At 61.9% G+C, this 24,943-nt stretch carries 25 protein-coding genes; 6 read left to right on the top strand and 19 right to left on the bottom strand.

The features are described from left to right. The first annotated feature begins 18 nt into the window (after positions 1-18). Together DAAHT2_RS08830 and DAAHT2_RS08825 are read left to right on the top strand one after the other, a co-directional pair. Positions 19-1,455 carry a mannose-1-phosphate guanylyltransferase/mannose-6-phosphate isomerase gene (locus tag DAAHT2_RS08830; protein ID WP_013163951.1) on the top strand — a complete coding sequence of 479 codons (1,437 nt, stop codon included), beginning with the start codon at positions 19-21 and terminating at the stop codon, positions 1,453-1,455. Beyond that, the gene (locus DAAHT2_RS08825) at positions 1,445-2,821 is read left to right on the top strand and encodes a phosphohexomutase domain-containing protein (protein WP_013163950.1); all 1,377 of its coding nucleotides are present in this window, start codon (positions 1,445-1,447) and stop codon (positions 2,819-2,821) included. The genes DAAHT2_RS08830 and DAAHT2_RS08825 overlap by 11 nt, the downstream gene beginning before the upstream one ends. A gap of 100 nt (positions 2,822-2,921) precedes the next feature. Here the strand turns inward: DAAHT2_RS08825 and DAAHT2_RS08820 are convergent, their stop codons facing one another. The 18 genes from DAAHT2_RS08820 to DAAHT2_RS08735 all read right to left on the bottom strand — a co-directional run bounded on the left by DAAHT2_RS08820 (position 2,922) and on the right by DAAHT2_RS08735 (position 18,006). Then, positions 2,922-3,380 (bottom strand): DUF4079 family protein, encoded by a 459-nt coding sequence (locus DAAHT2_RS08820; RefSeq protein ID WP_013163949.1) that lies wholly within the window; start codon positions 3,378-3,380, stop codon positions 2,922-2,924. 27 nt (positions 3,381-3,407) lie between these two features. Beyond that, on the bottom strand, positions 3,408-3,824 hold the full coding sequence (locus tag DAAHT2_RS08815) for a cupredoxin domain-containing protein (RefSeq protein WP_013163948.1): 417 nt from the start codon (positions 3,822-3,824) through the stop codon (positions 3,408-3,410). Between the two features lie 106 nt (positions 3,825-3,930). Next, a complete protein-coding gene (locus DAAHT2_RS08810; protein ID WP_013163947.1) occupies positions 3,931-5,355 on the bottom strand; it encodes a YihY/virulence factor BrkB family protein in 1,425 nt (474 codons plus the stop codon). Then, complete coding sequence (locus DAAHT2_RS08805) at positions 5,352-5,690, bottom strand: P-II family nitrogen regulator (protein WP_013163946.1); 339 nt, start codon at positions 5,688-5,690, stop codon at positions 5,352-5,354. Before DAAHT2_RS08805 ends, DAAHT2_RS08810 begins: the two co-directional genes overlap by 4 nt. 137 nt (positions 5,691-5,827) lie before the next feature. Next, complete coding sequence (locus DAAHT2_RS08800; protein WP_013163945.1) at positions 5,828-6,715, bottom strand: hypothetical protein; 888 nt, start codon at positions 6,713-6,715, stop codon at positions 5,828-5,830. A 19-nt stretch (positions 6,716-6,734) separates the two neighbouring features. Next, complete coding sequence (locus DAAHT2_RS08795; RefSeq protein ID WP_013163944.1) at positions 6,735-7,118, bottom strand: chemotaxis response regulator CheY; 384 nt, start codon at positions 7,116-7,118, stop codon at positions 6,735-6,737. A 132-nt stretch (positions 7,119-7,250) separates the two neighbouring features. Further along, positions 7,251-8,039 carry a sigma-70 family RNA polymerase sigma factor gene (locus DAAHT2_RS08790; RefSeq protein ID WP_013163943.1) on the bottom strand — a complete coding sequence of 263 codons (789 nt, stop codon included), beginning with the start codon at positions 8,037-8,039 and terminating at the stop codon, positions 7,251-7,253. Positions 8,040-8,041: 2 nt separating this feature from the next. Then, positions 8,042-8,926, bottom strand: coding sequence for a MinD/ParA family protein (locus tag DAAHT2_RS08785; protein ID WP_013163942.1), 885 nt, complete (start codon positions 8,924-8,926; stop codon positions 8,042-8,044). A 53-nt stretch (positions 8,927-8,979) separates the two neighbouring features. Further along, positions 8,980-10,155, bottom strand: a complete 1,176-nt coding sequence (flhF, locus tag DAAHT2_RS08780; RefSeq protein ID WP_013163941.1) for a flagellar biosynthesis GTPase FlhF — start codon at positions 10,153-10,155, stop codon at positions 8,980-8,982. Positions 10,156-10,170: 15 nt separating this feature from the next. Continuing rightward, on the bottom strand, positions 10,171-12,297 hold the full coding sequence (flhA, locus tag DAAHT2_RS08775; RefSeq protein ID WP_013163940.1) for a flagellar biosynthesis protein FlhA: 2,127 nt from the start codon (positions 12,295-12,297) through the stop codon (positions 10,171-10,173). A 6-nt stretch (positions 12,298-12,303) separates the two neighbouring features. Further along, entirely contained in the window at positions 12,304-13,365 is a 1,062-nt protein-coding gene (flhB, locus tag DAAHT2_RS08770; protein ID WP_013163939.1) for a flagellar biosynthesis protein FlhB, read from the bottom strand. 69 nt (positions 13,366-13,434) lie between these two features. After that, a complete protein-coding gene (fliR, locus tag DAAHT2_RS08765; RefSeq protein ID WP_013163938.1) occupies positions 13,435-14,226 on the bottom strand; it encodes a flagellar biosynthetic protein FliR in 792 nt (263 codons plus the stop codon). 30 nt (positions 14,227-14,256) lie between these two features. Further along, positions 14,257-14,526 carry a flagellar biosynthesis protein FliQ gene (gene fliQ, locus DAAHT2_RS08760; protein WP_013163937.1) on the bottom strand — a complete coding sequence of 90 codons (270 nt, stop codon included), beginning with the start codon at positions 14,524-14,526 and terminating at the stop codon, positions 14,257-14,259. Positions 14,527-14,538: 12 nt separating this feature from the next. Further along, complete coding sequence (fliP, locus tag DAAHT2_RS08755; RefSeq protein WP_013163936.1) at positions 14,539-15,282, bottom strand: flagellar type III secretion system pore protein FliP; 744 nt, start codon at positions 15,280-15,282, stop codon at positions 14,539-14,541. 3 nt (positions 15,283-15,285) lie between these two features. Then, positions 15,286-15,807 carry a flagellar biosynthetic protein FliO gene (gene fliO, locus DAAHT2_RS13930; RefSeq protein ID WP_157861450.1) on the bottom strand — a complete coding sequence of 174 codons (522 nt, stop codon included), beginning with the start codon at positions 15,805-15,807 and terminating at the stop codon, positions 15,286-15,288. A gap of 308 nt (positions 15,808-16,115) precedes the next feature. Further along, entirely contained in the window at positions 16,116-16,520 is a 405-nt protein-coding gene (fliN, locus tag DAAHT2_RS08745; RefSeq protein ID WP_013163934.1) for a flagellar motor switch protein FliN, read from the bottom strand. 16 nt (positions 16,521-16,536) lie between these two features. Beyond that, complete coding sequence (fliM, locus tag DAAHT2_RS08740; RefSeq protein ID WP_013163933.1) at positions 16,537-17,529, bottom strand: flagellar motor switch protein FliM; 993 nt, start codon at positions 17,527-17,529, stop codon at positions 16,537-16,539. A gap of 3 nt (positions 17,530-17,532) precedes the next feature. Beyond that, positions 17,533-18,006, bottom strand: coding sequence for a flagellar basal body-associated FliL family protein (locus tag DAAHT2_RS08735; RefSeq protein ID WP_013163932.1), 474 nt, complete (start codon positions 18,004-18,006; stop codon positions 17,533-17,535). Positions 18,007-18,358: 352 nt separating this feature from the next. Here DAAHT2_RS08735 and DAAHT2_RS08730 point away from each other — a divergent pair, with 352 nt between their 5' ends. The 4 genes from DAAHT2_RS08730 to DAAHT2_RS08715 all read left to right on the top strand — a co-directional run bounded on the left by DAAHT2_RS08730 (position 18,359) and on the right by DAAHT2_RS08715 (position 23,362). After that, positions 18,359-20,284, top strand: a complete 1,926-nt coding sequence (locus DAAHT2_RS08730; protein WP_013163931.1) for an aconitate hydratase — start codon at positions 18,359-18,361, stop codon at positions 20,282-20,284. Between the two features lie 216 nt (positions 20,285-20,500). Then, positions 20,501-21,085, top strand: a complete 585-nt coding sequence (locus DAAHT2_RS08725) for a Maf family protein (protein WP_013163930.1) — start codon at positions 20,501-20,503, stop codon at positions 21,083-21,085. 212 nt (positions 21,086-21,297) lie between these two features. Next, positions 21,298-22,464 carry a helix-turn-helix transcriptional regulator gene (locus DAAHT2_RS08720; RefSeq protein ID WP_157861448.1) on the top strand — a complete coding sequence of 389 codons (1,167 nt, stop codon included), beginning with the start codon at positions 21,298-21,300 and terminating at the stop codon, positions 22,462-22,464. Between the two features lie 85 nt (positions 22,465-22,549). Further along, positions 22,550-23,362: an alpha/beta fold hydrolase gene (locus tag DAAHT2_RS08715; RefSeq protein WP_013163928.1), complete on the top strand. Its 813-nt coding sequence runs from the start codon at positions 22,550-22,552 to the stop codon at positions 23,360-23,362. Between the two features lie 36 nt (positions 23,363-23,398). Here the strand turns inward: DAAHT2_RS08715 and DAAHT2_RS08710 are convergent, their stop codons facing one another. Beyond that, positions 23,399-24,838 (bottom strand): MBL fold metallo-hydrolase RNA specificity domain-containing protein, encoded by a 1,440-nt coding sequence (locus DAAHT2_RS08710; RefSeq protein WP_013163927.1) that lies wholly within the window; start codon positions 24,836-24,838, stop codon positions 23,399-23,401. Positions 24,839-24,943: the final 105 nt, after the last annotated feature.

Here is a 24,943-nt window from a genome sequence, read left to right as displayed (position 1 = left end):
GTGAGGTAAAATTATTTTATGATCGTTCCCATTATTTTGTCAGGGGGTTCCGGAACCCGGCTCTGGCCGCTTTCCCGGGAGCTTTATCCCAAACAGTTTCTTCCTTTGGCCGGTGAGCGGACCATGCTGCAGGAAACCGCCCTGCGGGTGGCCGATTTTGCCGGGGCCGAAGCGCCCCTGGTGGTCTGCAACGAGGCGCACCGTTTCCTGGTGGCCGAACAGTTGCGCCAGGTGGGGGTGGAGCCGGCGGCGATTATGCTGGAGCCCTGCGGGCGCAACACCGCCCCGGCACTGGCGGTGGCGGCTTTGCAGGCCACGGCGGAGGGTGATGATCCCCTGTTGCTGGTGTTGCCGGCCGACCATCTGATTGGCCGCCCGGAGGTAATGGCGGCGGCGCTGGCCGTGGCTGCGCCGATGGCCGAGCAGGGAATGCTCCTGACCTTCGGTGTTTTGCCCACCGGCCCGGAAACCGGTTACGGCTACATCAAGGCCGGGGAAGAGCTGGCCGGCGGCGGGGAGGTAAGCGAGGTTATTCCCGCGGTCTGCCGGGTCGAGCGGTTCATTGAAAAGCCCGATGGCCCGACGGCGCAGCAATACCTGGCCGCCGGCGGCTATTTCTGGAACAGCGGCATGTTCCTGCTGCGGGCTTCGGTCTGGTTGGCCGAACTGGAGCGGTTGGCCCCCGACATCCTGCAGGCCTGCCGCCGGGCCTGGGAACAGGCGGCGCGGGACCTCGATTTCATCCGCCTGGGGGTAGCGGAATTTGCCGCTTGCCCGGCGGATTCCATCGATTACGCGGTGATGGAAAAAACCGATGCTGCGGCGGTGGTACCGTTGCCCGAGGCCGGCTGGTCCGATGTCGGCTCCTGGTCTTCCCTGCTGGCGGTGGCGGATCATGACCAGCAGGGCAACGCCTGCCGGGGTGATGTGCTGGTGATGGACAGTCGCAACTGCTACCTCCATGCCGATCGCCGTTTACTGGCCGCCGTCGGGGTCGAGGATCTGGTGGTGGTGGAAACCGCCGACGCGGTGCTGGTGGCCCACCGGGGCCGGGACCAAGAGGTTAAGGCGGTGGTGGAGCGATTGCGGGCGCAGAACCGGGAGGAACTCCGGCTGCATCGGGTGGTTCACCGACCCTGGGGTACTTACGAAGGGCTGGTCCAGGATGAGCGTTTCCAGGTCAAGAGGATCACCGTTAAGCCGGGCGCCAGCCTCTCGCTGCAACAGCATTATCATCGAGCGGAGCACTGGATCGTGGTTAAAGGCTCGGCGCGGATTACCTGTGACGACCAGGTGATGCTGCTGAGCGAAAATCAGTCCACCTATATCCCGCTGGGGGCCTCACACCGCCTGGAGAATCCCGGCAAGATCACCCTGGAGCTGATCGAGGTGCAATCGGGCAGCTACCTGGGTGAAGATGACATTGTCCGCCTGGAGGACAAGTATGGCCGCTGATCAATCCCCCCCCTGGCCGGTTTCGGCCTTCAAGGCCTATGACATTCGGGGCAGGGTGCCGGATGAGCTCAATACCGGGGTGGCTCGGGCCGTTGGCCGGGCCTTTGGCGAGATTTTCGGCCCCGGGCAAGTGGTGATCGGCCGTGATGTGCGCCTTACCAGCGCTGAGTTGAGCGCGGCCCTGGCCGATGGCTTGTGCGACGGCGGCTGCGGGGTGACGGATATCGGCCTGTGCGGCACCGAAGAGATTTATCATGCCGGCTTCAGCGGTGATTTTGCCGGCGGGATCATGGTTACCGCCAGCCATAACCCGCAAGACTACAACGGCATGAAGCTGGTGCGGCAGGGCGCCCGGCCCATCAGCGGGGAAAGCGGCCTGCAGGCGATCAGGGATCTGGTGGCGGGCGGCGGTCTGCCGGCTGCCACCCGCCGGGGGGAGGTGAAGAGCGGCAGTTTCCGGGAGCAGTACATTCGCCACCTGCTTTCTTATGTGGAGCCGGAGCAACTCCAGCCCCTGCGGGTGGTGGTCAACGCCGGCAACGGCTGTGCCGGCCCGGTGCTGGACGCCCTGGCGCCGCATCTGCCGTTTGAGTTCGTCCGGCTGCACCACCAGCCGGACGGTACCTTTCCCCACGGCATCCCCAATCCTTTGCTGCCGGAAAACCGGGAAGCCACGGCGGCGGCGGTGCGTGAACATGGTGCCGATGTCGGGATTGCCTGGGATGGTGATTTCGACCGCTGCTTCTTCTTCGATGAAACCGGCCGCTTCATCGAGGGTTATTATCTCGTCGGCCTGCTGGCCGAGGCCTTTCTGGCCAGGCACCCAGGGGCAAGGATTATCCATGACCCCCGCCTTACCTGGAACACCATCGAGGTGGTGGAACGAGCCGGTGGCGTACCGGTGATGAGCAAAACCGGGCACGCCTTCATCAAGGAGCGGATGCGTATCGAGGATGCGGTGTACGGCGGCGAAATGAGCGCCCACCACTATTTCCGCGATTTTGCCTATTGCGACAGCGGCATGATCCCCTGGCTGCTGGTGCTGGAGTTGATCTGCCGCCGCCTGCAACCGTTGTCGGAACTGGTGGGGGAAAGGATGCGGCTGTTTCCCGCCAGCGGCGAGATCAACCGCCGGCTCAAGGACCCGGCGGCGGTGCTGGCAGAGGTGGAAAGGCATTTTGCCCCGGCGGCCTCGGCGGTGGATCGCACCGATGGGCTTTCCATGGAGTTTGCAAACTGGCGCTTCAACCTGCGTTCATCCAACACCGAGCCGGTGGTGCGGCTCAACGTGGAAGCCCGGGCCGATGAACGGTTGCTGCAAGAAAAGACCGCTGAACTGCTCAGGCTGATGGAACAACCGACTTAGGGGTCACAACCGACTTAGGGGTCAAGTCTTGACATGACAGCCTGAGGCAGACTGTCATGTCAAGACTTGACCCCTAATTGACCCCTAATCAACCTGCTGCCTAAAGCAGCACCACCAGGCCTAGCAGCAACTGCACCGGGTAAAGGGAGAGCAGCAGGATGCCCAGGCGGCGGTGCCGGTGCCGCCAAAGGGTTTCCCGGGGGCGAATCTGCCGGGAAGCGGCGTAAATGCCCCCTAAAGTAAGGATGATGGCCAGCCCCAGGAGCAGGTGGGGTGGATGGACGGCAACCCGGCCCATGTTCATAAAGACGATGAGCAGGCCGCCGCTGAAACCCAGCAGGCAGAGCAGGGCCAGCCATGGGCCCAAGCGGCGGTGCCGGCGGATTATTGCACCTTCGGGCGACTCGCCGGCCTGGCGCCGGATGCGGATGCGGCGGCCCAGGCGGGCCTGATAAAAGAACATGACCAGCAGCAGGGCCATGAAGATGCCATGCCCCAGGCCCAGCCAGGGAATGAGCAGCCGGACGGTCTGGGGCAGTTCCTCACCGATGGGCAGCATGGGGCTCCTCCTTAGCAGAGATGGTGATTATTCCACGACCTTTAAAATACCATGCATGCCCCGATCCCGGTGGCTTCTGAAAAAGAGCAGGCGCTTGCTGCAGTCAAATTCATACTCGCCGACCTTGGTGGGGGTAAACTCGATGGTTACCGGTTCCCGCCCATAATTAACCGCAAAATCGATTCCCGCTTCCGGGGCATGGAGCACGATATCGTGGGGGGCAATGCCGCCGACATCGCGGATGCTCAACTCCACCGGCACATTGACCTTGACCACCACCACGTTGGGGTCGAAATAGTATTCACCCCCCTCCATCTCCACGCGTTGCACCCCGTCTTCATCGATGGTGGCCACATGGCGCTTCTCGACAAAATCCGCCAGGGCCGTAGCGGCCCCGAACAGCACCAGCAGCAAAGCCGGCAGCAGCATTTTTAACGCAGGCATAAGTCACCTCCCGGTGGATTGGTGGTTTAAAAGCGATCAATCTTAAAGGCACTTGCTTCGAAAATGATGCTCGTCCGGATAATGTTTGCCGGAATTATAAAAAACGTTAGCCAGTCTTGGCGATGATGTCAACACCCTCGGCGCCCACCAGTTTCTTCCCCGCCAGGGCCTCGCGGGCGGCGGTTACGGCCGCCTGGGCCAGGGGGGCCCCGGTCTGGGGCGGGATGTCGGTGCCCAGGATGAGATCCAGCACCTCGGTGGGCTCGACCTTTTCCAGCGGGGTGCCGGGCAGGTAACCGTGGCTGCCGCTTGCGGGATCCTGGTAGTAGCGCAGCAGGCCCCGGTCGGCCAGTTGCCCCGCCACCTGGGTGATCACCCCCTCGGGTTGATGCAGTTCGGCGGCCAGCAGGGCCGGGGCGGCGGGTCGGCGGTGCTGGAATTGGTTGTGCACCCCCATCAGCATGGTGAAGGCCAGGGTGAGGCGGTTGGCCGGCGATAGTTCGTCGTCGTCCCAGCGGTAGTTGCGCCGAACCTGAGTGGCAAAGGACATCTCCGCCCCGGCCAGGAAGATGATCCAGCACAACTGCAGCCAGACCAGAAACAGGGGCAGGGTGGCAAAGGAACCGTAAATGGCGTTGTAACGGGCCACCCCGATCTGCATTTTAAGGTAAAGCCCCTGCACCACCAGCCAGAGCACGGCCCCGAAAAGCCCGCCGATCAGGGCCGGGGTGAAATTGACCCGGGTGGCGGGGAGAAAGCGGTAGAGTAGAGTGAAGGTAAGGGTGAGCAGCAGCAGGGGCAGCAGGTCCAGCAGTATGCTTTCCAGCAGCCCCATGGGCAGGAAAAATTGCAGGCGCTCCTGCAGGGCCTCGCTTTGCAGGGTGGCCTCGGTGGCCAGGGTGAGGTTGACCGCCAGCGGCAGCATGATCATCAGGGCCAGGTAATCCATCATCCGCCGGCCCATGGGGCGGCCGCCGCCGGCTTGCCAGATGGCGTTCATGGAACGCTCGATACTGCCCAGGACAATGATCACCGCCGCCACCAGGCCGACCACCCCGAAGGCGCCCAGGGTGGTAAAATCGGTGCGGTCGACGTAGGCAAAGATCTGGTCGACGGCCTCGCGCAGGTGGTCGGTGGTGCCCGGCAACTGTTCTGCGGTGGCCGGTGGGGCGGAATGATCGTTGCCGTTGGGAACCATTTCGCCGCTTTCCCCCCAGATGGCGGTGCTGGCCTCCATCTGGTCGATAAAGCGGTGGGCCGCCTGGCGCATCTGGTCGTCGGCGCCCAGGCCCTTGAGCACCGCGGTGCCCAGGGCCAGGGTGGGCACCAGCGAGAGCATGATGGTGAAGGTCAGGGCGCTGGCCCGCAGGGGGATCCGGTCCCGGTTGAACTCGCGGCCAAAGATCAGCAGCACCAGCAGTAATTCGCGCAGTCGGCGCACCCAGGGGTTCTCGCCGACTTCCGGTTCCCGGCGAATCCAGGCCGGCAACTGCTGCGCCTTGCGATAAAGCTCACCCGGCAGGGGGATCATATGGCCTCGGCCCCGCGCTCGCCGGTGCGCACCCGGATCACCTCCTCCACCGGCAGCACGAAGATTTTACCGTCCCCGATCTTGCCGCTGTTGGCCGCCTCCCGGATGCAGGCCACCACCGCTTCCACCTGGTCGGCGTTAACAATCACCTCCACCTTGACCTTGGGAATAAATTCCACTTCATACTCGGCCCCGCGATAAATCTCGGTATGCCCCTTCTGCCGGCCATACCCTTTAACCTCGGTAATGGTCATACCTTGCACCCCCAACTCATGCAGGGCCTTTTTAACCTCATCCAGCTTAAAGGGCTTAATAATCGCTTCCACCTTCTTCATGGCCATCTCCTCCATTCCAAGTCGTAATCGTTCAGCAGTGCCGCAGGTTGCGGCAAGCGGACCGGCGCCGCGTACCTAAGTACGCAAGCCGGGCCGATCGCCGCAAGATGCGGTGCTGCTGAACGATTACTAGTTTACTAGTTGAGCCAGTAGCGGTCAAAGGATATGGCATCGGCCTCCAGTTCCGGGTGGTGTTCTTCCAGCCAGAAGCGGAGATCTCGTAGCATATCTCCCCGGGCCAGGGAATAGCGGCGCAGGTCGGCGGGGTCCCGGCGGCGATAAAAGTTGTAGATGCTTTCCCGGAGTTGGGCTTTAAGCACCGGGTTCAGTGGTTCGCCGGGGGGCGTTTGGACGGTGAGGGTCAGGTCGAGTTGCAGGAAGATGTCGCCATGGCCGGTATCGCCGGGCACGGGAATGAGAAAATCAGTCAGTGATATCCGGTGCCGGTCGGGTTCGGTGGGCGGTGGGTGCGGCACTTCCGGCTCGGCAACGGATACGGCTGGTTCGGCCGGCGGTGCGGCATCCAGGGGCTCCTGCAGGCCAAAGGGGTCGTCGGGTAAAACAATTTGCGGCCCAGGGGCGCGGCTAAGGGTGGAGAAGAGCAGCAGGGAAAACAGCAGGGTGAGGGCGATGGCGCCGGTGACGATTTTTTGCGGCCGGCCCATGGCCCGGAAGGAGCGCCACAACTTAAGGGGCAGCTGCGGCAGTTCCCTGCCAAGGTTTATCAGGGTTGTTGCCGCGGCGGGCAGGATGTCCGTCAGTCGGCTGACCAGGCCGGGTCCGGCGGCGGCATCACTTTCCGGTTCGCCGGTTTCGGCGGCGGGTGATGGTCCGGTGCCTTCCGCCGCCTGTTCCTGGTCGTCGGTGAAGCTGAACTCCTCGGCCAGCGCCTCTTCGTCGGCCGCCAGGTCCTCCGATTGAAAGGCGGCTTCCCAGTCGTCGCCCCAGTCGTCGTCATCCAGCTTGTCCAGGATTGGCGGCGGAGAGCCAAGAGTGTCCTGGTCGGAACCTTTCCCCTGCGCCATGGAGGTTTATCCCGCAGCCTCAGCTGCCGAAGATCTTTTCCAGCTTTTCGCCCAGTACTTCGGCGGTAAAGGGTTTAACGATGTACTGGCTGACCTTCGCCTTGACCGCCAGGATGATGTTGTCCTGCTGGGCCTCGGCGGTAACCATGATAAAAGGGGTGTCGGCCATGTTGGCATCGGCCCGCACCGCCTTGAGCAGGTCCAGCCCGGTCATCTTGGGCATGTTCCAGTCGGAGATGATCAGGTCCACCTTTTCACTCTTCAGGGTGTTCAGGGCAGTGGTGCCGTCGTCGGCCTCGATAATGTTTTTGAAACCCAGTTGGTTGAGAATGTTTTTGACAATGCGGCGCATGGTCGCAAAATCATCCACCACCAGGATTTTCATGCTCGGATCTGCAGCCATAACTCCTCCGACCGGTTTTTTTCAGGGCGGGGCCAGGCAACGATTGCCCGCTGCCCCAAGCTTAATGATTACTAAATATCCAAATATATTGAGAAGCACCATAAAGCACAAGCGAAAATTATGGCCTGCACCCTATGCGTCAAGACTCTTTTTCAGCTTGCCGCGCAACCGCAGCATGGCCTTGCTGTGCATCTGTGAGATCCGGCTTTCGGTGTAGCCCAGTACCTCGCCGATTTCCCGCATGGTCAACTCTTCGTGGTAGTAGAGAGCCACGGTGAGTTTCTCCTTTTCCGGCAGTTCGTTGATTGCCTTGGCCAGCAATGCCTTGGTTTCGCCCAGGTTGAGGGCGGCAAAGGGATCTTTGTCGTCACTGGCGAACACTTCCGCCAGGTTGCCTTCAACCTCCGCCGGCGCCTGGCGGCGCAAGTATTCGATGTCGAGAAAACTGACCGATTTGGTTTCATCCAGCAGGCGGTGGTACTCTTCCAGGCCAATGCCCAAAGCCGTGGCGGTTTCCTCGTCGGTGGCCGGTCGGCCCAGTTTGACCTCAAGCTCGCTGCAGACCTGTTCCAGCTCGGTGACCTTGCGCCGGATGGAGCGCGGCACCCAGTCCAGGGCCCGCAGTTCATCAAGCATCGCTCCTTTGATTCGGAACTCGGCGTAGGTTTTGAACTGGACGTTCTTGGCCGGGTCGAACTTGTTTATGGCGTCGATCAGCCCGACGATGCCGCAACTGATCAGGTCGTCCACCGCCACCTGGGGCGGCAGCCGCGAGGCCAGGCGAGAGGCGATGTACTTGATCAGCGGGGTGTAGTTCAGGATCAGCTCCTCGCGCTTGGCCGGGTCGAGCTGCTCCCGGCGATCGAAGTAGGCGCTGGTGTAATCCTTGAACTTGCTCGGGCCTGGTTGTTTTTGCATCATTATCAACCCCCGAAAAGTCCCTGCCAGAAAAATTTGATGTTGCCGTCCTGGTCCCGGTGCGGTTTTTCTGCGGCCATGGCTTCCGCCAGGCGGGTGAAGGTACGCCCCGCCGGCGAGTCCGGGTAAAGGTCGCAGACCAGCCGCTGGCTGCGCACCGCCTGGGGAAGTTTGGTGTCGTAGGGGATGTAGCCCAGGAAATCCAGCGACAGGCTGCCCAGGAAGCGGTCGGTGACCAGGCAGAGTTTGCGGTACACCGCCAGGGCCTCTTTTTCCGAGCGGGCCTGGTTGATCAGAAAGCGGTACCTTTTAATGTCGTGCCGGGTGCTTAAAACCTTGATCAGGGCGTAGGCGTCGGTGAGTGAGGTGGGTTCCGGGGTCAGCACCACCAGCCGCTCCTGGGCCGCCAGGTTGAAGTAGATCACGTTGTTGTTAATGCCGGCGGCGGTGTCGATGATCAGCACATCGGTTTCGCTTTCCAGGGCCTCCATTTCGGCCAGAAAATAAAGGCGCTGGTTTTCGTTGAGGTCGGCCAGCTCCATGATCCCCGAGCTGGCCGGCAGGATCTTGATATTGCCCGGACCCTCGATGAGGATGTCGCGCAGCCCTTTTTCGCCGCTGAAGACGTGCTGGAGGTTGTACTTGGGGGTCAGGCCCAGCAGGATATCGACATTGGCCAGGTTGAGGTCGGCGTCCAGAACCAGGGTTTTGAGGCCTTGGCGCCGCAGGGCGTAGGCCAGGTTGGTGGCGATGTTGCTCTTGCCCACCCCGCCCTTGCCGCTGGTGATCGAGATCACCCGCGGCGGCCGTTTGCCGGGTTGGCGGCCCGGTGCCGGGCCGGCGGCGCTTTTTTTGTCCATCATTTTTTCCAGGGTTTGCGCTTGGGTCATCTTAATATCCCCTGCTTGTGCTTATTTCGTAAGGTCTTGAAAAATAAACAATTTTAACTAAGCCAGCCGTCGTCGGCCATGGCTGCTTCCTGTTGCCGCATGGCGGCGTCCCAGCCGTCGCCGAACAGGGTTTTTAAAAAATTCTTGTCGGCGGGCAGGAAATCCTCCGGGACCTTCTGGCCGGTGCAGAGACAGGCGATGGGCAGCTCGGCCCTGGCCATCTGCTGGCACAGTGCCGCGTAAGCCCGGGTTTCGTCCAGCTTGGTCAAGATCGCCGCCGGAACCCCCAGGGGGCGGTAGGTGGCGATGATGTGGTTGATATCCTCCTTTTTGGCGGTGGCGCTGAGCACCAGGTAAGGAGTGATCCCGCCGTGGTCGGCAAACCACTGGCCCAGTTCCGGAATGTGATCTTCATCGAACGGGCTTTTGCCGGCGGTGTCGATGATGATCAGATCTTTTTGCCGGTGCTTGTGCAGCGCGGCCTGCAAGTCCTGCCGGCGCAGGACGATCTCGCAGGGCAGCCGCATGATCCGGGCGTAGGTGCGCAGTTGGTCGGTGGCGCCGATGCGGTAGCAGTCCATGGAGAGCAGGGCCACCCGGGCATTTTCGTGCAGGCTGAACCAGGCGGCGATCTTGGCGGCGGTGGTGGTCTTGCCCACCCCGGTGGGGCCCACCAGGGCGATCACCAGGGGTTCGGTGCGGCCGTTAAGCTGCAGGGGGCGCACCGCCAGTTGCTCCAGGATCTGGTTGCGCCAGTTGATGACCTCTTCCGGGGTGGGGCGCGCTTTGGAGCGCTGAGCCATCCTGTTCAGTGCCGGTGCCGGTGCCGGTGTCGGAGAAACTGACATGGCGTTGGTGCTTTGACGCTTTTGCTGGTCAAGATTGCAACCGGCAAAGCGTTGTTGCAGCAACCGGGCCTCGCGGCTCAGGTTGACGCCGGCCGCCGGTTCGGCATCGGCGCTTAAGGCGGCCGGCCGCCCCTGCCGGTCGACCACCGGTGGCCGCCAGGCCCCGCGGCGCACGGCGGGGGCGGCCGGCGATAAGTGTGCGCGGGGCACCACGTTCTCCACCGCGAAGTCCACCGCCGCCACCACTTCTACCACCGGGGCTCGGCCCGGCTCCCGGGGCAGGGTTTTGGTCGAGAGAATGACCGCATCCGGCCCCAATTCATCCTTGACCAGAGCCAGGGCGCTTTTGGTGTCCGGAGCTTCGAAGCGTTTGACTTTCATGGGCTTGCGTTACCGTTACTTTTTGGGGTTGATTTCAATGGTCCCCAAAGACCGGATCCTGGTCTGGGTGGTGACCTCGTTGTGGGAGAGCACCATCACGTGGGGCATGAAACGTTCCAGCAGGCGCCGCAGGTGGCGGCGGATGGCGGGTGAGCAGAGAATGATGGGCTGGTAGCCGTCGTTGGCCGCCTGTTCGGACGCCTGCTGGATCTGTTCAAGCAAATGCTGTGCCAGGTTCGGTTCCAGGTTAAGATAAACCCCCTGGTCGGTCTGTTGCAGGCTCTCCCGGATGATGTCTTCCGTCTTGGCCGCCAGGGTCAGCACCGACAGGGTACCCTCCTGGTCCACATAGCCGCTGACGATGGAGCGGGCCAGTTTCTGGCGCACGAATTCGGTGAGCAGATCCGGGTCTTTGCTGCGGCCGGCGTTGTCGGCCAGGGTTTCACAGATGGTGAGCAAATCACGGATGGAGACCCGTTCCCGCAGCAGATTTTGCAGCACCTTCTGCATGCCGCCCAGGGTGAGCAGGCCCGGTACCAGTTCTTCCACCACCTTGGGATGGGTCTTGGCCAGGTTGTCGAGCAGTTTCTGGGTGTCCTGGCGCCCCAGCAGTTCGTGGGCGTTGGCCCGCAGCACTTCGGTTAAGTGGGTGGCGATCACGGTGGAGGGGTCCACCACCGTGTAGCCGGCCACCTGGGCCTCTTCTCGAGCCTCCTCGGTGATCCACACCGCCGGTAGCTGGAAGGCCGGTTCGGTGGTGGGGATACCATCGAGTTCCCGTTTGGCCGCTCCTGAATCCATGGCCATCAGGTGGCCCATCATCACCTCGCCGCGGGCGATTTCCACCCCTTTGAGCTGGAGCACGTATTCGTCGGGTTTAAGTTGCAGGTTGTCCCGCACGTGCAGCGGCGGGATCAGCATCCCCACTTCGGTGGCAAACTGGCGGCGGATGGCCCGGATGCGCTCCAGCAGGTCGCCCTGCTGGTTCTCATCCACCAGCGGGATCAGGCCGTAGCCCACCTCCAGCTCCAGGGTGTCCAGAGGGAGCAGGGCCTCCACCGCCTCCGGCGAGCCCGGTTCCGGGCCGGCCTCTTCCTGGCGCCGTTTTTCCGCCGCTTCTTCCTCCTCCTCCAGGGCCGCCTCGCCGCTTTTTTGGTAGGCCAGCCAGGCCAGGCCGCCCATGATGCAGCCCAAGGAGATGAAAGGGAGGGTGGGCAGGCCGGGTACCAGGCCCAGCAGCATGACAATGCCCGAGGCCACGCCCAGGGCCTGGGGCTGCATGCCGAACTGGCGGGCAAACTCCTTGCCCATGCTCTGGTCGCTGGCCGCCCGGCTGACGATGATACCGGTGGAGGTGGAGATGACCAGGGCCGGGATCTGGGCCACCAGGCCGTCACCGATGGTCAGCAGGGTGTAGGTGACGGCGGCGTCGCCGGCGCTCATCTGCATCATGAAAACCCCGATCATCAGGCCGCCGATGATGTTGATGGCCATGATCACCAGGCTGGCAACGGCCTCGCCGCGCACGAACTTGGAGGCACCGTCCATGGCGCCGTAAAATTCCGACTGCTGGGAGATCTCCTTGCGCCGGGCCTTGGCCTCTTCCTCGTTGATCAGGCCGGCGTTAAGGTCGGCATCGATGGCCATCTGCTTGCCGGGCATGGCATCCAGGGTGAAGCGGGCCGCCACCTCGGCAATCCGGCCGGCACCTTTGGTGATGACGATGAAGTTGATCAGTACCATGATCAGGAAGATGATGATACCAACCGCGTAATTGCCCCCCACCACGAAGGTGCCGAAGGCCTGGATCACCTGGCCCACCGCGCCGGGACCCTCGTGGCCCTGGAGCAAGATCAGGCGGGTGGAGGCGATGTTCAACGACAGCCGGAACAGGGTGGTGACCAGCAGCACCGCCGGGAAAGAGGAGAAATCCAGCGGTTTTTGGTTGTACATGGCGATCAGCAGAATCACCAGCCCGATGGTGAGGTTGGTGCTCAGCAGCAGGTCAAGGACAAAGGTGGGCAACGGCAGGATCATTACCGCCAGTACCGCCACCACCCCCAGGGCCACCGCCATGCTGGGCGCTTCCGCCGCCAGTGCTTTGAAATCGATGCCGCCTGCTTTTTGTTCCGCTTCCGCCATGGTGGTTTACTTTCTCAGGTTATAGACGTAGGCCAGTACTTCCGCCACCGCCTGGAAGAGGTTCTCGGGGATGGTCTGGTCGATCTCCACCGTTTGGTACAAAGCCTGGGCCAGGGGTTTGTCTTCCACGATGGGCACCTCATGCTCCTGGGCGATCTCCCTGATTTTACCGGCCACCACCCCGGCGCCTTTGGCCAGCACCTTGGGGGCCGGCATGGTGAGGGCGTCGTACTTGATGGCAATGGCCAGCCGGGTGGGGTTGGTGACCACCACGTCGGCCTTGGGCACCTCGGCCATCATCCGCTTGCGGGCCATTTCGGTCTGGATCGCCCGGATCCGCCCCTTGACGTGGGGGTCGCCCTCGGTCTGCTTGCCCTCGTCCTTCATGTCCTGCTTGGTCATCTTCATCTTTTCCATGAACTGCCAGCGCTGGAAAGCGTAATCAATGGCGGCGATGATGGCGATGGCCAGAGCGCACTTCAAAAAGATCCAGAAGGCCGTTTCGGTCATGAACATGACGATGGGGTAGGGGGCCTTGTCCATCAGCGGCAGGATTTCATTGAGCGCCCTTTTTACCTCACTGTAAGCGACATAACCCACCACGCCCATTTTGGCCATGGATTTAAAGAAGTTGGCCAGGGCCTGCTTGGAAAAAAGGCGACCAAACCCTTTTAAGGGGTCGATTTTTTCCAGCTTGGGCTTCATCTTTTCGGTGGTGAAAAGCACCCCGATCTGCATATAGTTGGCCAGCAGGGCAACGATGAAGACGGTGAGCATCAGCGGCCAGAGCACGTCGAAGATGCTGATCAGGGCTTGGCGGGAGATGGCCGGCATGTTGCCGGGGCTTAGGTTCAGGGTGTCCAGGTTACCCAGGTAAAACTGCATCATGCCGGTGACCTGGTTGAACATCCGCTCCCCGGTGAAGTAGAGCACGATCACCCCGGCCAGCAGCACTGCCGCCGAAGGCACCTCCATGCTCTTGGCCACATCCCCCTTCTTGCGGGCCTCCAGCAGTCGCCGTTCGGTGGGTTTTTCAGTTTTCTCTTGCCCGGATTGCTCTTCGGCCATCCTGCTTGCCCTTGACTGTTGTTATGCCTGTCTTTGGCTGTTGCCAGGCTTTCCCGGTAAGGGGGTGGATTACCCCAGCCCGGCCCCGATGCGCGGCAGCAGGCGATGCAGCATTTCGAAGTGATTCAGCATCACCGGCACGAAATAACCCATGGAGAGCCCCGCCATCATCATCCCCAGGGCGATGTTCATGGGCATGCCCACGATGAGGATGGGGATCTGGGGTACCGTTTTGGCGATGATCCCCATGCCCACGTGGGAAAAAAAGAGGGTGGCGCTGGCCGGGGCCATGATCTTGATGGCCAGCACGAACATCTGGGCCGCCCCGTCCATCATGCCCTGGTAGGTCAAATGGCTTACCGCCGCCAGCTGGCCGGGGCCCACCCACTGGTAGCTTCTGACCATGGCGGCGAAAAAGAGATGGTGGCCGTCAATGGCCAGAAAGAGCAAAATGGCCGCCACGCTCCAGAGCATCCCCACCGGTGAGACCTGGTTGCCGAACTGGGGGTCCATGACCCCGGCCATGCCCATGCCCATCTGCACCCCCACCACCTGGCCGGCGGTTTCCACCGCCGAGAAGACAAAGCGGGCAAACAGCGCCAGAATGGCGGCGAAGGTGATTTCAAGGGCGGCAAAGACCCCGAAACCCACCGCGGTGTCCGGCAGGTCGGCACTGCTCACCGGTACCACCGGCGCCAGCACCAGCGAGGTCATTACCACCAGCAGGATCTTGACCTGGGCCGGCACCCCGCGGGCGCTTAAGACCGGCATCAGAAACAGCAGGGGACCGACCCGGGTCATTACAATCAGCACCCGCATGAGCTGGTCAATGGTCCAGTTGAGCAGAGCCGCGTCTACCATAAGCTTATTTCAGTGGTGCCCGGTTATCGCTTATCTGATCAGGCCGGGGATGCTGACGATCAGGTTGTGGGTGTAGTCCACCATGACCGTGATCATCCAGCCGGCCAGAAAGAGGACGGTGAGCAGGACGGCGAAGATCTTGGGTACAAAGGTCAGGGTCATTTCCTGGATCTGGGTAACCGCCTGGAACAGGGCGATGGTCAGCCCCACCGCCATGCCCATGCCCAAAATGGGGCCGGCCAGGGTTAGGGTAACCTTCACCGCCTGCTGGATCAAAACCGCCACGTCCGCCGGACTCATAGCAACAACCTCCTAGCCGAAGCTTCTGACTAACGAACCCACAATCAAATACCAGCCGTCCACCAGGACAAAGAGCAGGATTTTAAAGGGCAGCGCCACCATAATCGGCGGCAGCATCATCATGCCCATGGAAAGCAGTACGCTGGCCACCACCATGTCGATCACCAGAAAGGGCAGAAAGAGCACGAAACCGATGGTAAAGGCGGTTTTCAGCTCGCTGATCATAAAGGCCGGAATCAGGATGTGGGTGGGGACATCATCCTTGGTCTGGGGCCGGGGGGCCCGGGCCAGCCCGAGAAAAAGCTCCAGGTCCTTTTCTCGGGTCTGTTTGAACATGAATTCCCGGATCGGTTCCGCGGCCAGTTGCAGGGCTTCTTCGGCGCCGATTTCTTCTTCCATGTAAGGGCCGATGGCGGTCTGGTTGATCTGGGAGAAGACCGGCGCCATGATGAACAGGGTGAGAAACATGGCCAGCCCCACCAGCACCTGGTTGGGCGGCATCTGCTGGGTGCCGATGGCGTTGCGCAGAAAGGAAAAGACCACGATCAGGCGGGTGAAGCAGGTCATCATCAGCAGGATGGCCGGGGCCATGGCCAGGACCGTGAAGACCAGCAGCAATTCGATGAGCACCGATACTTCCCGGGGGCTGGTGGCCTCCTCGATGCCGATCTGGATGCTGGGCAAGGGGATGCCCTGCTGGGCCAGAGCCGAGGCGGGCAGCAGCAGGATGGCAAGGGCTAAAAGAACTTTAAACATGGCTCAGTCCTTTCGCTCCCGGCGCTGTTTTAGAGCCCCGGCCAGCAGGCCGGCAAAGCCGCCGGGGCCGGAACTGCCGGGGCCACCGGCGCCGGTGGCCTGGCTCTGGCGGATCAACTCATCATTTTCCAGCCTGGTCAGCAGGTTGATCTGCTGGTCACCGATGCCCAGCAATAAAAACTCGCCACCAACCTCCACCACCGCAAGATATTTTTTGGGGCCGACGGAGCGGGTCTCGATAACCCGTATCAGTTCGCCCTGCCCCCGGAACCCGCCCTGGCCGAAGCCCAGCCGCTTGAGCAGGGCGGCCACAAAGAGCATCAGGCCGATCATCAGCAGCAGCACCCCGAAGGCCTTGAGCAGCGACATGGTGGGGGAGAACACTTCCCCTTCCTGGTGCTGGTAGTAGTCGGCCGCCCAGGGGTCGTCGGCAACCGGCTGGGGCTGGTCGTTTGCGGTCGCTGCTGCCGGCAGCTTTTGGGGTTGGTCGGCCACCGTTGCTTCCTGCTCGGCTTTCGGGGCCATGAGAGCGGTTGCCCCGGTGTCGCCGGCAGCAACGACCGGGGCCGGCCACAGCATAACCAGCAGCACATACAGCAGCAGCAACGGCAGGGTGGACCACAGGGGCCGCCGCCGTAACTGTAACCGTTCACCAGGGGTACTAACCTGCCAGCATAACGGGCCGTAAGCGAACAGCCGTGCCGCAGGTTCGGGCAAGTAGCCAGGCGCCGCGTACCCCCTGTACGTAAGCCTGGCTGATCGCCCGAAGATGCGGTGCGGCTGTTCGCTTACGAACAGCGGTTTTATGCTGGTGCGATGGTTGGGCATGGGTATTAGCCGATGTTTTTGATCCGGTCGGCCTGGCTGATGATCTCCGTCACCCGGATGCCGAAACGTTCGTTAACCACCACCACTTCGCCTTTGCCCATCAGCTTCTGATTGACAAAAATCTCCACCGGCTCGCCGGCGGCCTTGTCCAGTTCGATTACCGACCCCTGGGTCAGTTGCAGCATTTTGTTGATGATCATGCTGGTGCGACCCAGCTCGACGCTGACCTCCAGCGGCACGTCAAGCAGGAAATCGAGGTTCTGGCTGCCGGTGGACGCCGTGGAGGGGGCGGGGCTGCCGGCATCGGCCGAAAGCTCGTCAAAGTCCGGTTTGTCGTTCTGGTCGGCCAGGGCCGAAGTCCAGTCGTCGCCAGCTTCTTCCGGTTTGTTGGTGGTTGCCTCGTCTGCCATCGCTTTCTCTCCTGTCTCAGTCGCGGTTGGGGTCCAGAACTTTTTTCTTGATCAGCACGGCGTTGTTCTTCCGGTGCACGCCGGGCGTGGCCATGTATTTGCGCTTGCTGGCCACGAATACCGGCAGTTGTTCGTCGGTGCGGCGGTCCAGGGTCAGGGTGTCGCCCACCTGCAGGTTGATGATCTCCCGGGCCGGGACCGTGGTGCGGCCCAGTTCCACCTTGAACTCCACCTCGGCGTTTTTGATGTTTTCGGTGATGGTGCGCTGGATGGCGATATCCTCTTCGCTCTGCTCGCGCTGGAAGGTGGTCATCAGCCGGTTTCGCACCGATTCCAGGTTGCTCATGGGGATACAGGTGGTGATGCTGCCCACGGCCCGGTCCATATCGACCTCGTAGCGGTTGATGATGACCACGTCTTCGGGCTGGCAGATCTTGGCAAATTGCGGGTTGATTTCGCTGCGTACGTACTGCACCTTCAGCGGCTGCAATGAATACCAGGCCTTTTCCATGTCGGTGAGCAGCAGGTTGACCACCCGGCGGATCAGGCGTTGTTCAATGGCGGTGAAGTCCCGGCCTTCAATGCGCACATTGCGGGAGCCGCTGCCCCCCAGAAAGCTTTCCACCAGGTTAAAGACCAGGCGCGGCTCTAAAACGATCAGGGCGTGTCCCCGGAAGGGGGCCATTTTGAAAATCTGCAGGCTGCTGGGCACCGGCAGGGTGCGGACAAAGGCCCCGAAGCGCTCCAGTTCCATGGGTACGGCGGTAACGTCGAGAATCCGGCGCAGGGCCGAGGCCAGCGAGTTGCGCATGCTCCGCATGAAAGCGTCGCTGATGGCGTCCATGGCCGGCATCCGGGTCTGGACGATGCGCTGCTGGCGGGTGAAATCGTAGGGGGTATAGCCCAACCCATCGGTTTCCGCCGCCTCTTCGGGTTCTTCGATTTCGCCGCCGGAGATCCCCTTGAGGAGGGCATCGACCTCGTCCTGGCTGAGAATTTGTTCCGCCATGGGTTACTGTACCACGAATTCGGTGAAGTAAATATTACGCACCCGATCCGGGCGCATAACCACATTGAAGCGTCCCAGCAATTCATCCCGGATGCGGATTTTTCCTTCCGGGGTCATAACTTCTTCAAACGAGAGGGCGGTGAGCATGGTAATCACCGTGTCCCGCAGCTTGGGCTCGGCCCGTTTGGCGTTTTCCACCGCCCGCTCGCTTTCCAGCTCCAGGGCAATCTGCACCTTCAAGTACCGCTTGCCGGTGGGGTCGGCCAGGTTGACTACAAAAGGTTCCAGGGCAAACATTTCCCCCAGCGGTTCCCGGGCGTCTTCATCATGCGGTGGCGCCAGGAAGGTGGTGTAGGTGAAAAAACCGCCGCCGGCCAGCAGCAGCAGAGCAACGCCGACAATAATGAAAAAAAGGGTCTTGGACTTCTTTTGCGGCACCTCTTCTTCATTGTCGGGGGCTTCTTTTTCTTCGGCCATGGATGCCTCCATAAAACGGATTTTAAAGTTGTCCCTGTTCCGGTCGGGTGGTGTTGCAAAGGGCGTGCCGCTGACCGTAAACAGTTGCCACTGTACCGTCGATTTTCCCGTTATTCAACGATTTCCTGCCGGCCGGGCCAAAAAGAAAAGGGCGCGGCCGGCTGCTCCGGCGCGGTCATTTTTTTGACCCGGGCGGATATTTGACTTTGACCCGAGGGGCTAAGGCAGGTGATGTACAAAAGGTGGGAGATATGGTAATAGTCAACGGTTTTGTGTGGCGAATTATCCGGCCGGTCCGTTTTTTGGTGCGGGCCGGCCTACTGTGATGAAGACCAAGACGGGGAGCAACAGCATGGGACAGACGGTTACGGAAAAGATTCTTGCCGCCCACCTGGTGGAAGGTGAGTTGGTGAAAGGGCAGGAAATCGGCATTCGCATTGACCAAACCTTAACCCAGGATGCCACCGGCACCATGGCTTACCTGGAGTTCGAGGCCATCGGGATTCCCCGGGTGCAAACCGAATTGTCGGTCTGCTATGTCGATCATAACCTGATCCAGTCGGATTTCCGTAACGCCGACGACCACCGCTTTCTGCAATCCGTGGCCCGCAAATTCGGCCTCTATTTTTCGCCGCCGGGCAACGGCATTTCCCACCAGGTTCACCTGGAACGTTTCGGGCTGCCGGGCAAGACCCTGCTGGGTTCCGACAGCCATACCCCCACCGGCGGCGGTCTGGGCATGCTGGCCATGGGGGCCGGGGGCCTGGATGTGGCCATGGCCATGGCCGGCAAGCCGTTTTATCTTGTAATGCCCAAGGTCTACGGGATCAAGCTCACCGGCAAGCTCTCGCCGTGGGTGTCGGCCCGGGACGTGCTGCTGGAGGTGCTGCGACGGTTGTCAGTTAAAGGTGGGGTGGGTTACGTGATGGAATACTTCGGTCCCGGCGTGGCCGAACTGTCGGTGACCGACCGGGCCTCCATCACCAACTTCGGCGCCGAGCTGGGGGCCACCAGCTCGGTCTTTCCCTCCGATGCCAACACCCGCGAATTTCTGGCCAGTCAGGGCCGGGAAGAGGGCTTTGTGGAGCTGGTGGCCGACCCCGACGCCGAGTATGACGAGGTGATGGAGATTGATCTGGGTGCTTTGGAGCCGCTGATTGCCTGCCCCTCTTCGCCGGACAACGTGGTGCCGGTGCGGGAAGTGGCCGGCAAGCCGGTGGCCCAGGTGCTGGTGGGGTCCTGTTCCAACTCCTCGTTGCGCGATTTGATGGTGGTGGCCAAGACCCTGGAAACCAGGGAGGTGAGCCGGGATCTGAGCTTTGAGATTAACCCCGGCAGCCGTCAGGTGCTGGAAAACCTCACCGCCCAAGGCGATATGCTGACTCTGGTCAAGGCCGGCGCCCGGGTGCACCAGGCCGGCTGCCTGGGCTGCATCGGAATGGGCCAGGCGCCGCCCACCGGGGCCATCTCGCTCCGGACTTTCCCCCGCAACTTCCCGGGGCGCAGCGGTACCAAAGATGATCAGGTCTATCTTTGCAGCCCTGAGGTGGCGGTGGCGGCGGCGATTACCGGTAAAATCACCGACCCCCGGGAGCTGGGCGAATATCCCCACTTTGCCATGCCGCAAAAGTATCTTCCCGGTGATTCCCGTATCGAGCCGCCCCTCTCTGCTGGCGATGGTGCGGCGGTGGAGATCGTCCGCGGGCCCAACATCGCCCCCTTTCCCGCTTTTAAAGCTCCCCCCGCCGACTGGCAGGGTGAGGTGCTGCTCAAGGTGGAAGACAACATCACCACCGACCATATCATGCCTGCCGGGGCCCGGGTGCTGCCGCTGAGGAGCAACGTGCCGGCCATCAGCGAGTTTGTTTACGAGGCGGTGGATGTTGATTTCGTTAAGCGGGCCCGGGAGCGTGGCCCCGGCCTGGTGGTGGGCGGCGACAACTACGGCCAGGGCTCGTCGCGGGAACACGCGGCCCTGGCGCCCCGCTACCTGGGGGTTGAGGTCAAGCTGGTCAAGAGTTTCGCCCGCATCCACAAGGCCAACCTGATCAACTTCGGGATTATTCCGTTAACCTTTGCCGACCCGGCCGATTACGACCAGCTGGCCCAGGGTGAAGCGGTGCGCATTCCCGGCCTGTGCGAGCAGTTGGCGGCCGGGGCGGAAAAGCTGACGCTGGAGGCCGGCAGCCGGCAGATTCCGGTGCGCCTGGAGGTTTCCCCCCGCCACCGGGAAATTTTATTGGCCGGGGGGTTGCTGAATTGGGCCTCCCGGCAATAACGGCAAGCGCTCATCAGCACCGCATCTTTCCGCGATCAGTCACGGCAATATAGCGCTGCTATAATTGCCGTGACTGCTTGCGAAAATCTGCGGCACTGCTGAACGCTTGTCGTCATTGCCGTCCTTTTTGTATGTAAGCGATTTGCTTGACCCTGCGAGCGTTTACCGACTAACTCTTTTGGCGGTTTTTTGCGAGGCCATCTTATTTGGTGATTGATGTTTAGGAATTTGCAACCTCTGGTTTTGGCTTCCGGTTCGCCTCGGCGGCGGGAGATGCTGGCTGAGCTGGGGCTTGAGTTTACCGTGGCGGTCGCGGCTATTGCCGAGGTGGCCGGGGCGGGGGAGGGGCCGGCTGACTTTGCCCGCCGCCTGGCTCTGGAGAAAGCCGCGGCGGTGGCGCCCGGGTTTCCGGAGGCCTGGGTGCTGGGGGCGGATACGGTGGTGGTCCTGGAAGACCGAATTCTGGGCAAACCTGCCGACGCGGGGCAGGCCGAGGCCATGCTGGCGGCCTTGAGTGGCCGGGAGCATACGGTCTGGACCGCTTTTGCCTTGTGCAGGGGCCGGGAGCAGGCGGTGGCGGCGGTGTCGACCCGGGTGTGGTTTGCCGAGCTTGACCCGGCGCTGATCCGTGCCTATGTGGCCACCGGCGAACCGCTGGACAAAGCCGGCGCCTACGGGGTTCAAGGCCGGGGTGGGGCGCTGGTGGCCAAGATCGAGGGTTCGGTGAGCAATGTCATCGGCCTGCCCCTTGCCGAGGTAACCACGGCCTTGATTACTCATGATATCATTGTCCCCTCCTGAGTGTTGCGGTATCTTTTTGTAATGTCGCTTTTTCTGTTGACCGGCCGGCGGCTCGAGCGTATCATGAAAGTATGCGCTGACTTGTAAATAATACTTGTCATCAGTAGTGTGTCACATAGTGCCGCCCCGGCCTGGTGATGTTCCCGGAAGTAAGCCTGCGGGGCATTGATTGTAACGGCGCCGTGAAGCGCCACTGCCGAGTTAATCCGGTCATGGGTAGCGGGATTAAAGCTGCAAAAGAATTTAACCTGTGGCGCGAGCGGGAGCGTCTGATCGCCGGCATTTATGCCACGATCACCGATCCCGCCGGCTGGATGACCTTTTTGCGCGAACTGGTGGGGCTCAGCCAATCCCGCTCGGCCCGGCTGCTGTTGCTCAATGCCGGCGCCGACCAGGTGCTTTCCAGTTTCAAACTCAATATCGACGATGACTATCATCGGCGCTATGTTCAGTACTACGTCAATGCCTGCCCCTGGCGCCCGGAATTGCGGCGCAAAGAACCGGGCCGGCTCTATTCCACCTACCTGCATTTCAGTTGCCGGCAGCCGGATTATTACCGCACCGAGTTTTTCAACGAATGGGCCGGGCCGCAGAATATCCATCACGGACTTTGCGGCACCGTTTACCAGGATGACGAGCGCTCGGTGCAACTGCTGATTCAGCGTACCCGGGGGCAGGGGCATTACAGCGAGGCGGAAACCGAATTTATCAACGACTTTGTGCCCCATCTGCAGCAGTCTTTGGTGCTGGCCGGGCAGGTAGCGGCCGGCCGGGCCCGGGACGAGGCAGTGGCCCTGGCGGCAGGGCGGGAAACCCTGCCCTTTGTGCTGTTGAACCACGAACTGCGGGTGGTTTACACCACGCCCGGGGCCGAGGAACTGTTGGGCGGCGGCTGGCTTACCAGTCGGGATGGGCGCCTGCGCTTGGGCGACGAGCAGGCTGACCAGCGGCTGCAGAAGGTGCTCCGATCAAGTCTGCAGGCGGCGGCCAGCCGCTTGTTTGATGATGACGGCGGCACGGTGGAGATACCGTCGGCCGACGGGCTGGGTCGGCAACTGCTGGTACGCCCCATTCACCCCGAGGTGCCGGTGGTGGTGGGTGAGCCCCCGGCCCATGTGGCGGTCTATTTTTATGACCCTGAAGGCGGCCTGGTAATTGACCCGGAGCGGTTGCGCCGTCTTTACGCGTTATCGGAAGCGGAGATCCGGGTGGCCCGGGCGCTGGCGGTGACCCCCGAGCCGGCGTCGGTGGCAAGGCGCTGCCACCTCAGCCTGCATACGGTGCGCTCCCACATCAAGTCGATTTTTCTTAAGACCGGCGCCGGCAGCCAGGCGGCCCTGATCAAGCTGCTGCTCGCCGGCCCGGCCCGCCGCCGCTGACCCCGAACTTTCCGGCTAGCTATAACCAGCGATATCAATTGCTGGTCAGGCCTGAAAATTCTGAAATTATTGCTTGAGGAGGAACATGTCTGTGATTAGTGAGCCGCTGACCGAGCCGACCGGTTGCACCCTGCGGGGGCATGACGGCACCCCGTTGGCCTGCGACTGCCTGGGGGCGGGCGAACCGTTGCTGCTGTTTGTGCATGGCTGGACCTGCCGCCGGAGCTACTGGGCGCCCCAGATCAGCTTTTTTGGCCGCCGGCAGGCGGTGGCGGCCATCGACCTGCCGGGGCATGGCCATTCCAGCCCCGGAGAGCGGGAAACCTGGACGGTAAGCGGGCTGGCCGCCGATGTGGCGGCCGGGGCCAAAGAGCTTAAGGCCGGCCAGGTGATTCTGGTGGGCCACTCCATGGGCGGGGCGGTGGCTATGGAGGCCGCCCGGCAGCTTGCGGGTCTGGCCGCCGCCGTGGTTTTGGTCGATACCTTTGTTATTGATTATGGCGGGTTGGCCCCGGAAGTGGTGGAGAACATCTTCGCCCCCTTTGCCGACGATTTCCCTGCCGCCATCGCCGGCCTGGTGGAGCAGACCTCCACCGCCGCCACCCCGCTGGAGCTGAAACGGCAACTGATCCGGGAGATGTCCCAGGCCGATCCGGCCTGGGCCTTGCCCCTCTGGCGCGATCTGCTCAACTGGAATCCGGCCCCGGCCTTCGCCGAACTGCAGATCCCGCTGCACGCCATCAACGGCGCCCTGATTCCGGAATCAGCCCGTCAGCGTTGCGCTCCCTTCGTTGGGGAAACCATCGTCCCCGGCGCCGGCCACTTCCTGCAAATGGAAGATCCCGCCGGCTTTAATCGAGTGCTGGCGCAGGTGCTGGCTGAATCTATCCTGGCCTGATCAAGCCCAGGGGCTAACGGGGAGGAGTCGGGCCGGTTATATATCAAACTCCTGGTAAAGCTCCGGGATCTCGATGTTGCTGAAGCCCAGTTCTTCCTGCAGGGCGGAGGCCAGTGCCTGGGTGGCCTCCGCTTCGCCGTGGACCAGGAAGGTGTGGGATGGTTTTTTTTCCATGGCCCCGGCCCAGGCTAGCAGGCCCTCCCGGTCGGCATGGCCGCTGAAGCCGGTGAGTTGTTCCACTTTGGCCTGCAAAGGGAACTCTTCACCGAACACCTTGACCGTTTCCTGCCCTTCCACGATTTTGCGCCCCAAGGTGTTGGGGGCCTGCCAGCCGGTGACCAGGATGGTGTTTCTGGGGTCGCTGACCCGATTGCGCAGGTGGTGCAAAATCCGGCCGCCTTCCATCATACCGCTGGCGCTGATAATCACCGCCGGTTTCTTCAGCGCGTTCAACTGTTTGGAATCGCCCACCGACTGGGTGTAGCGCAGGGTGTCGAAGCCGAAAGGGTTGTCGTGATTACCCTTGAGGATGAAATCCCGGATCTCCCGGTCGTAGGCCTCCGGGTGCAGGCGGTAAATATCGGTGGCCCGGGTGGCCAGTGGACTGTCTACGTAAATCGGCACCTCGGGGATGGCGTTGTCGAGGTAGAGCTTGTGCAGGGCGTAGACCAGCTGCTGGGTGCGGCCCACGGCAAAGGCGGGAATCAGCAGGCAGCCGCCGCGCTGGTAGGTTTCGTTGACGATCCGCTCCAGCTCACGTTCCGAATCCGGGTAGGGCTGGTGGCTACGGTGGCCGTAGGTGCTTTCCATAATTAAAATGTCCGCCCCTTCGGAAAGCTGGGCCGGATCGCGGATAATGGGAATGCCGGGGCGGCCGATGTCACCGCTGAAGATCAGCCGCCGGTGGCGACCCCGGCCCTCTTTTTCGCCGCCATTATCCCCGGCGCCATCCTCATAAATATCCAGCACCACATTGGCGCTGCCCAGCATATGGCCGGCCTCGGTGAAAGTCAGATAAATGCCGGGCAGGATCTCCTTTTGGCGCTTGGGGCTGATGCCGATGAACTGGCCCATGGCCCGGACCACATCTTCCTTTTCGTAGAGCGGTTCAAAAAGGTGCTGGCCGTTTTTGGCCCGCTGTTTATTGACGAACTGCACATCCTGTTCCTGGATATGGGCGCTGTCCATCAGCATGATGGCGCAGAGATCGCGGGTGGCCGGGGTGCAGATGATATCGCCGGTAAAACCGTTTTTGACCAGGCAGGGAATGTTGCCGGAGTGGTCAATATGGGCATGGGAGAGGATCAGGGCGTCCAGGCTGCGGGCATCACAAAAACCCCGGCGGTTGAGCTCGAATGATTCCTTGCGTTTGCCTTGGAACAGGCCGCAGTCCAGCAGCAGGCGCTGCCCGTTTACTTCGATCAGGTGCTGGGAGCCGGTAACGGTGCCGGCGGCGCCGAAGAAGGTTATTTTCATCTGTTCTCCTTTTGGTGGTATACGCTCACGGGGTACCTGTTGGGTGCGGAAAAGTCGTTGGTTGTTGCAACGGGGTGGGGCCACGGCAACCGGTAGCGGCTCATT

It is taken from the genome of Desulfurivibrio alkaliphilus AHT 2 (genome assembly GCF_000092205.1).
Lineage (GTDB): Bacteria > Desulfobacterota > Desulfobulbia > Desulfobulbales > Desulfurivibrionaceae > Desulfurivibrio > Desulfurivibrio alkaliphilus.
The sequence above is the reverse complement of the archived record's forward strand: the minus strand, read 5'-3'. Positions and strand labels throughout refer to the sequence as shown.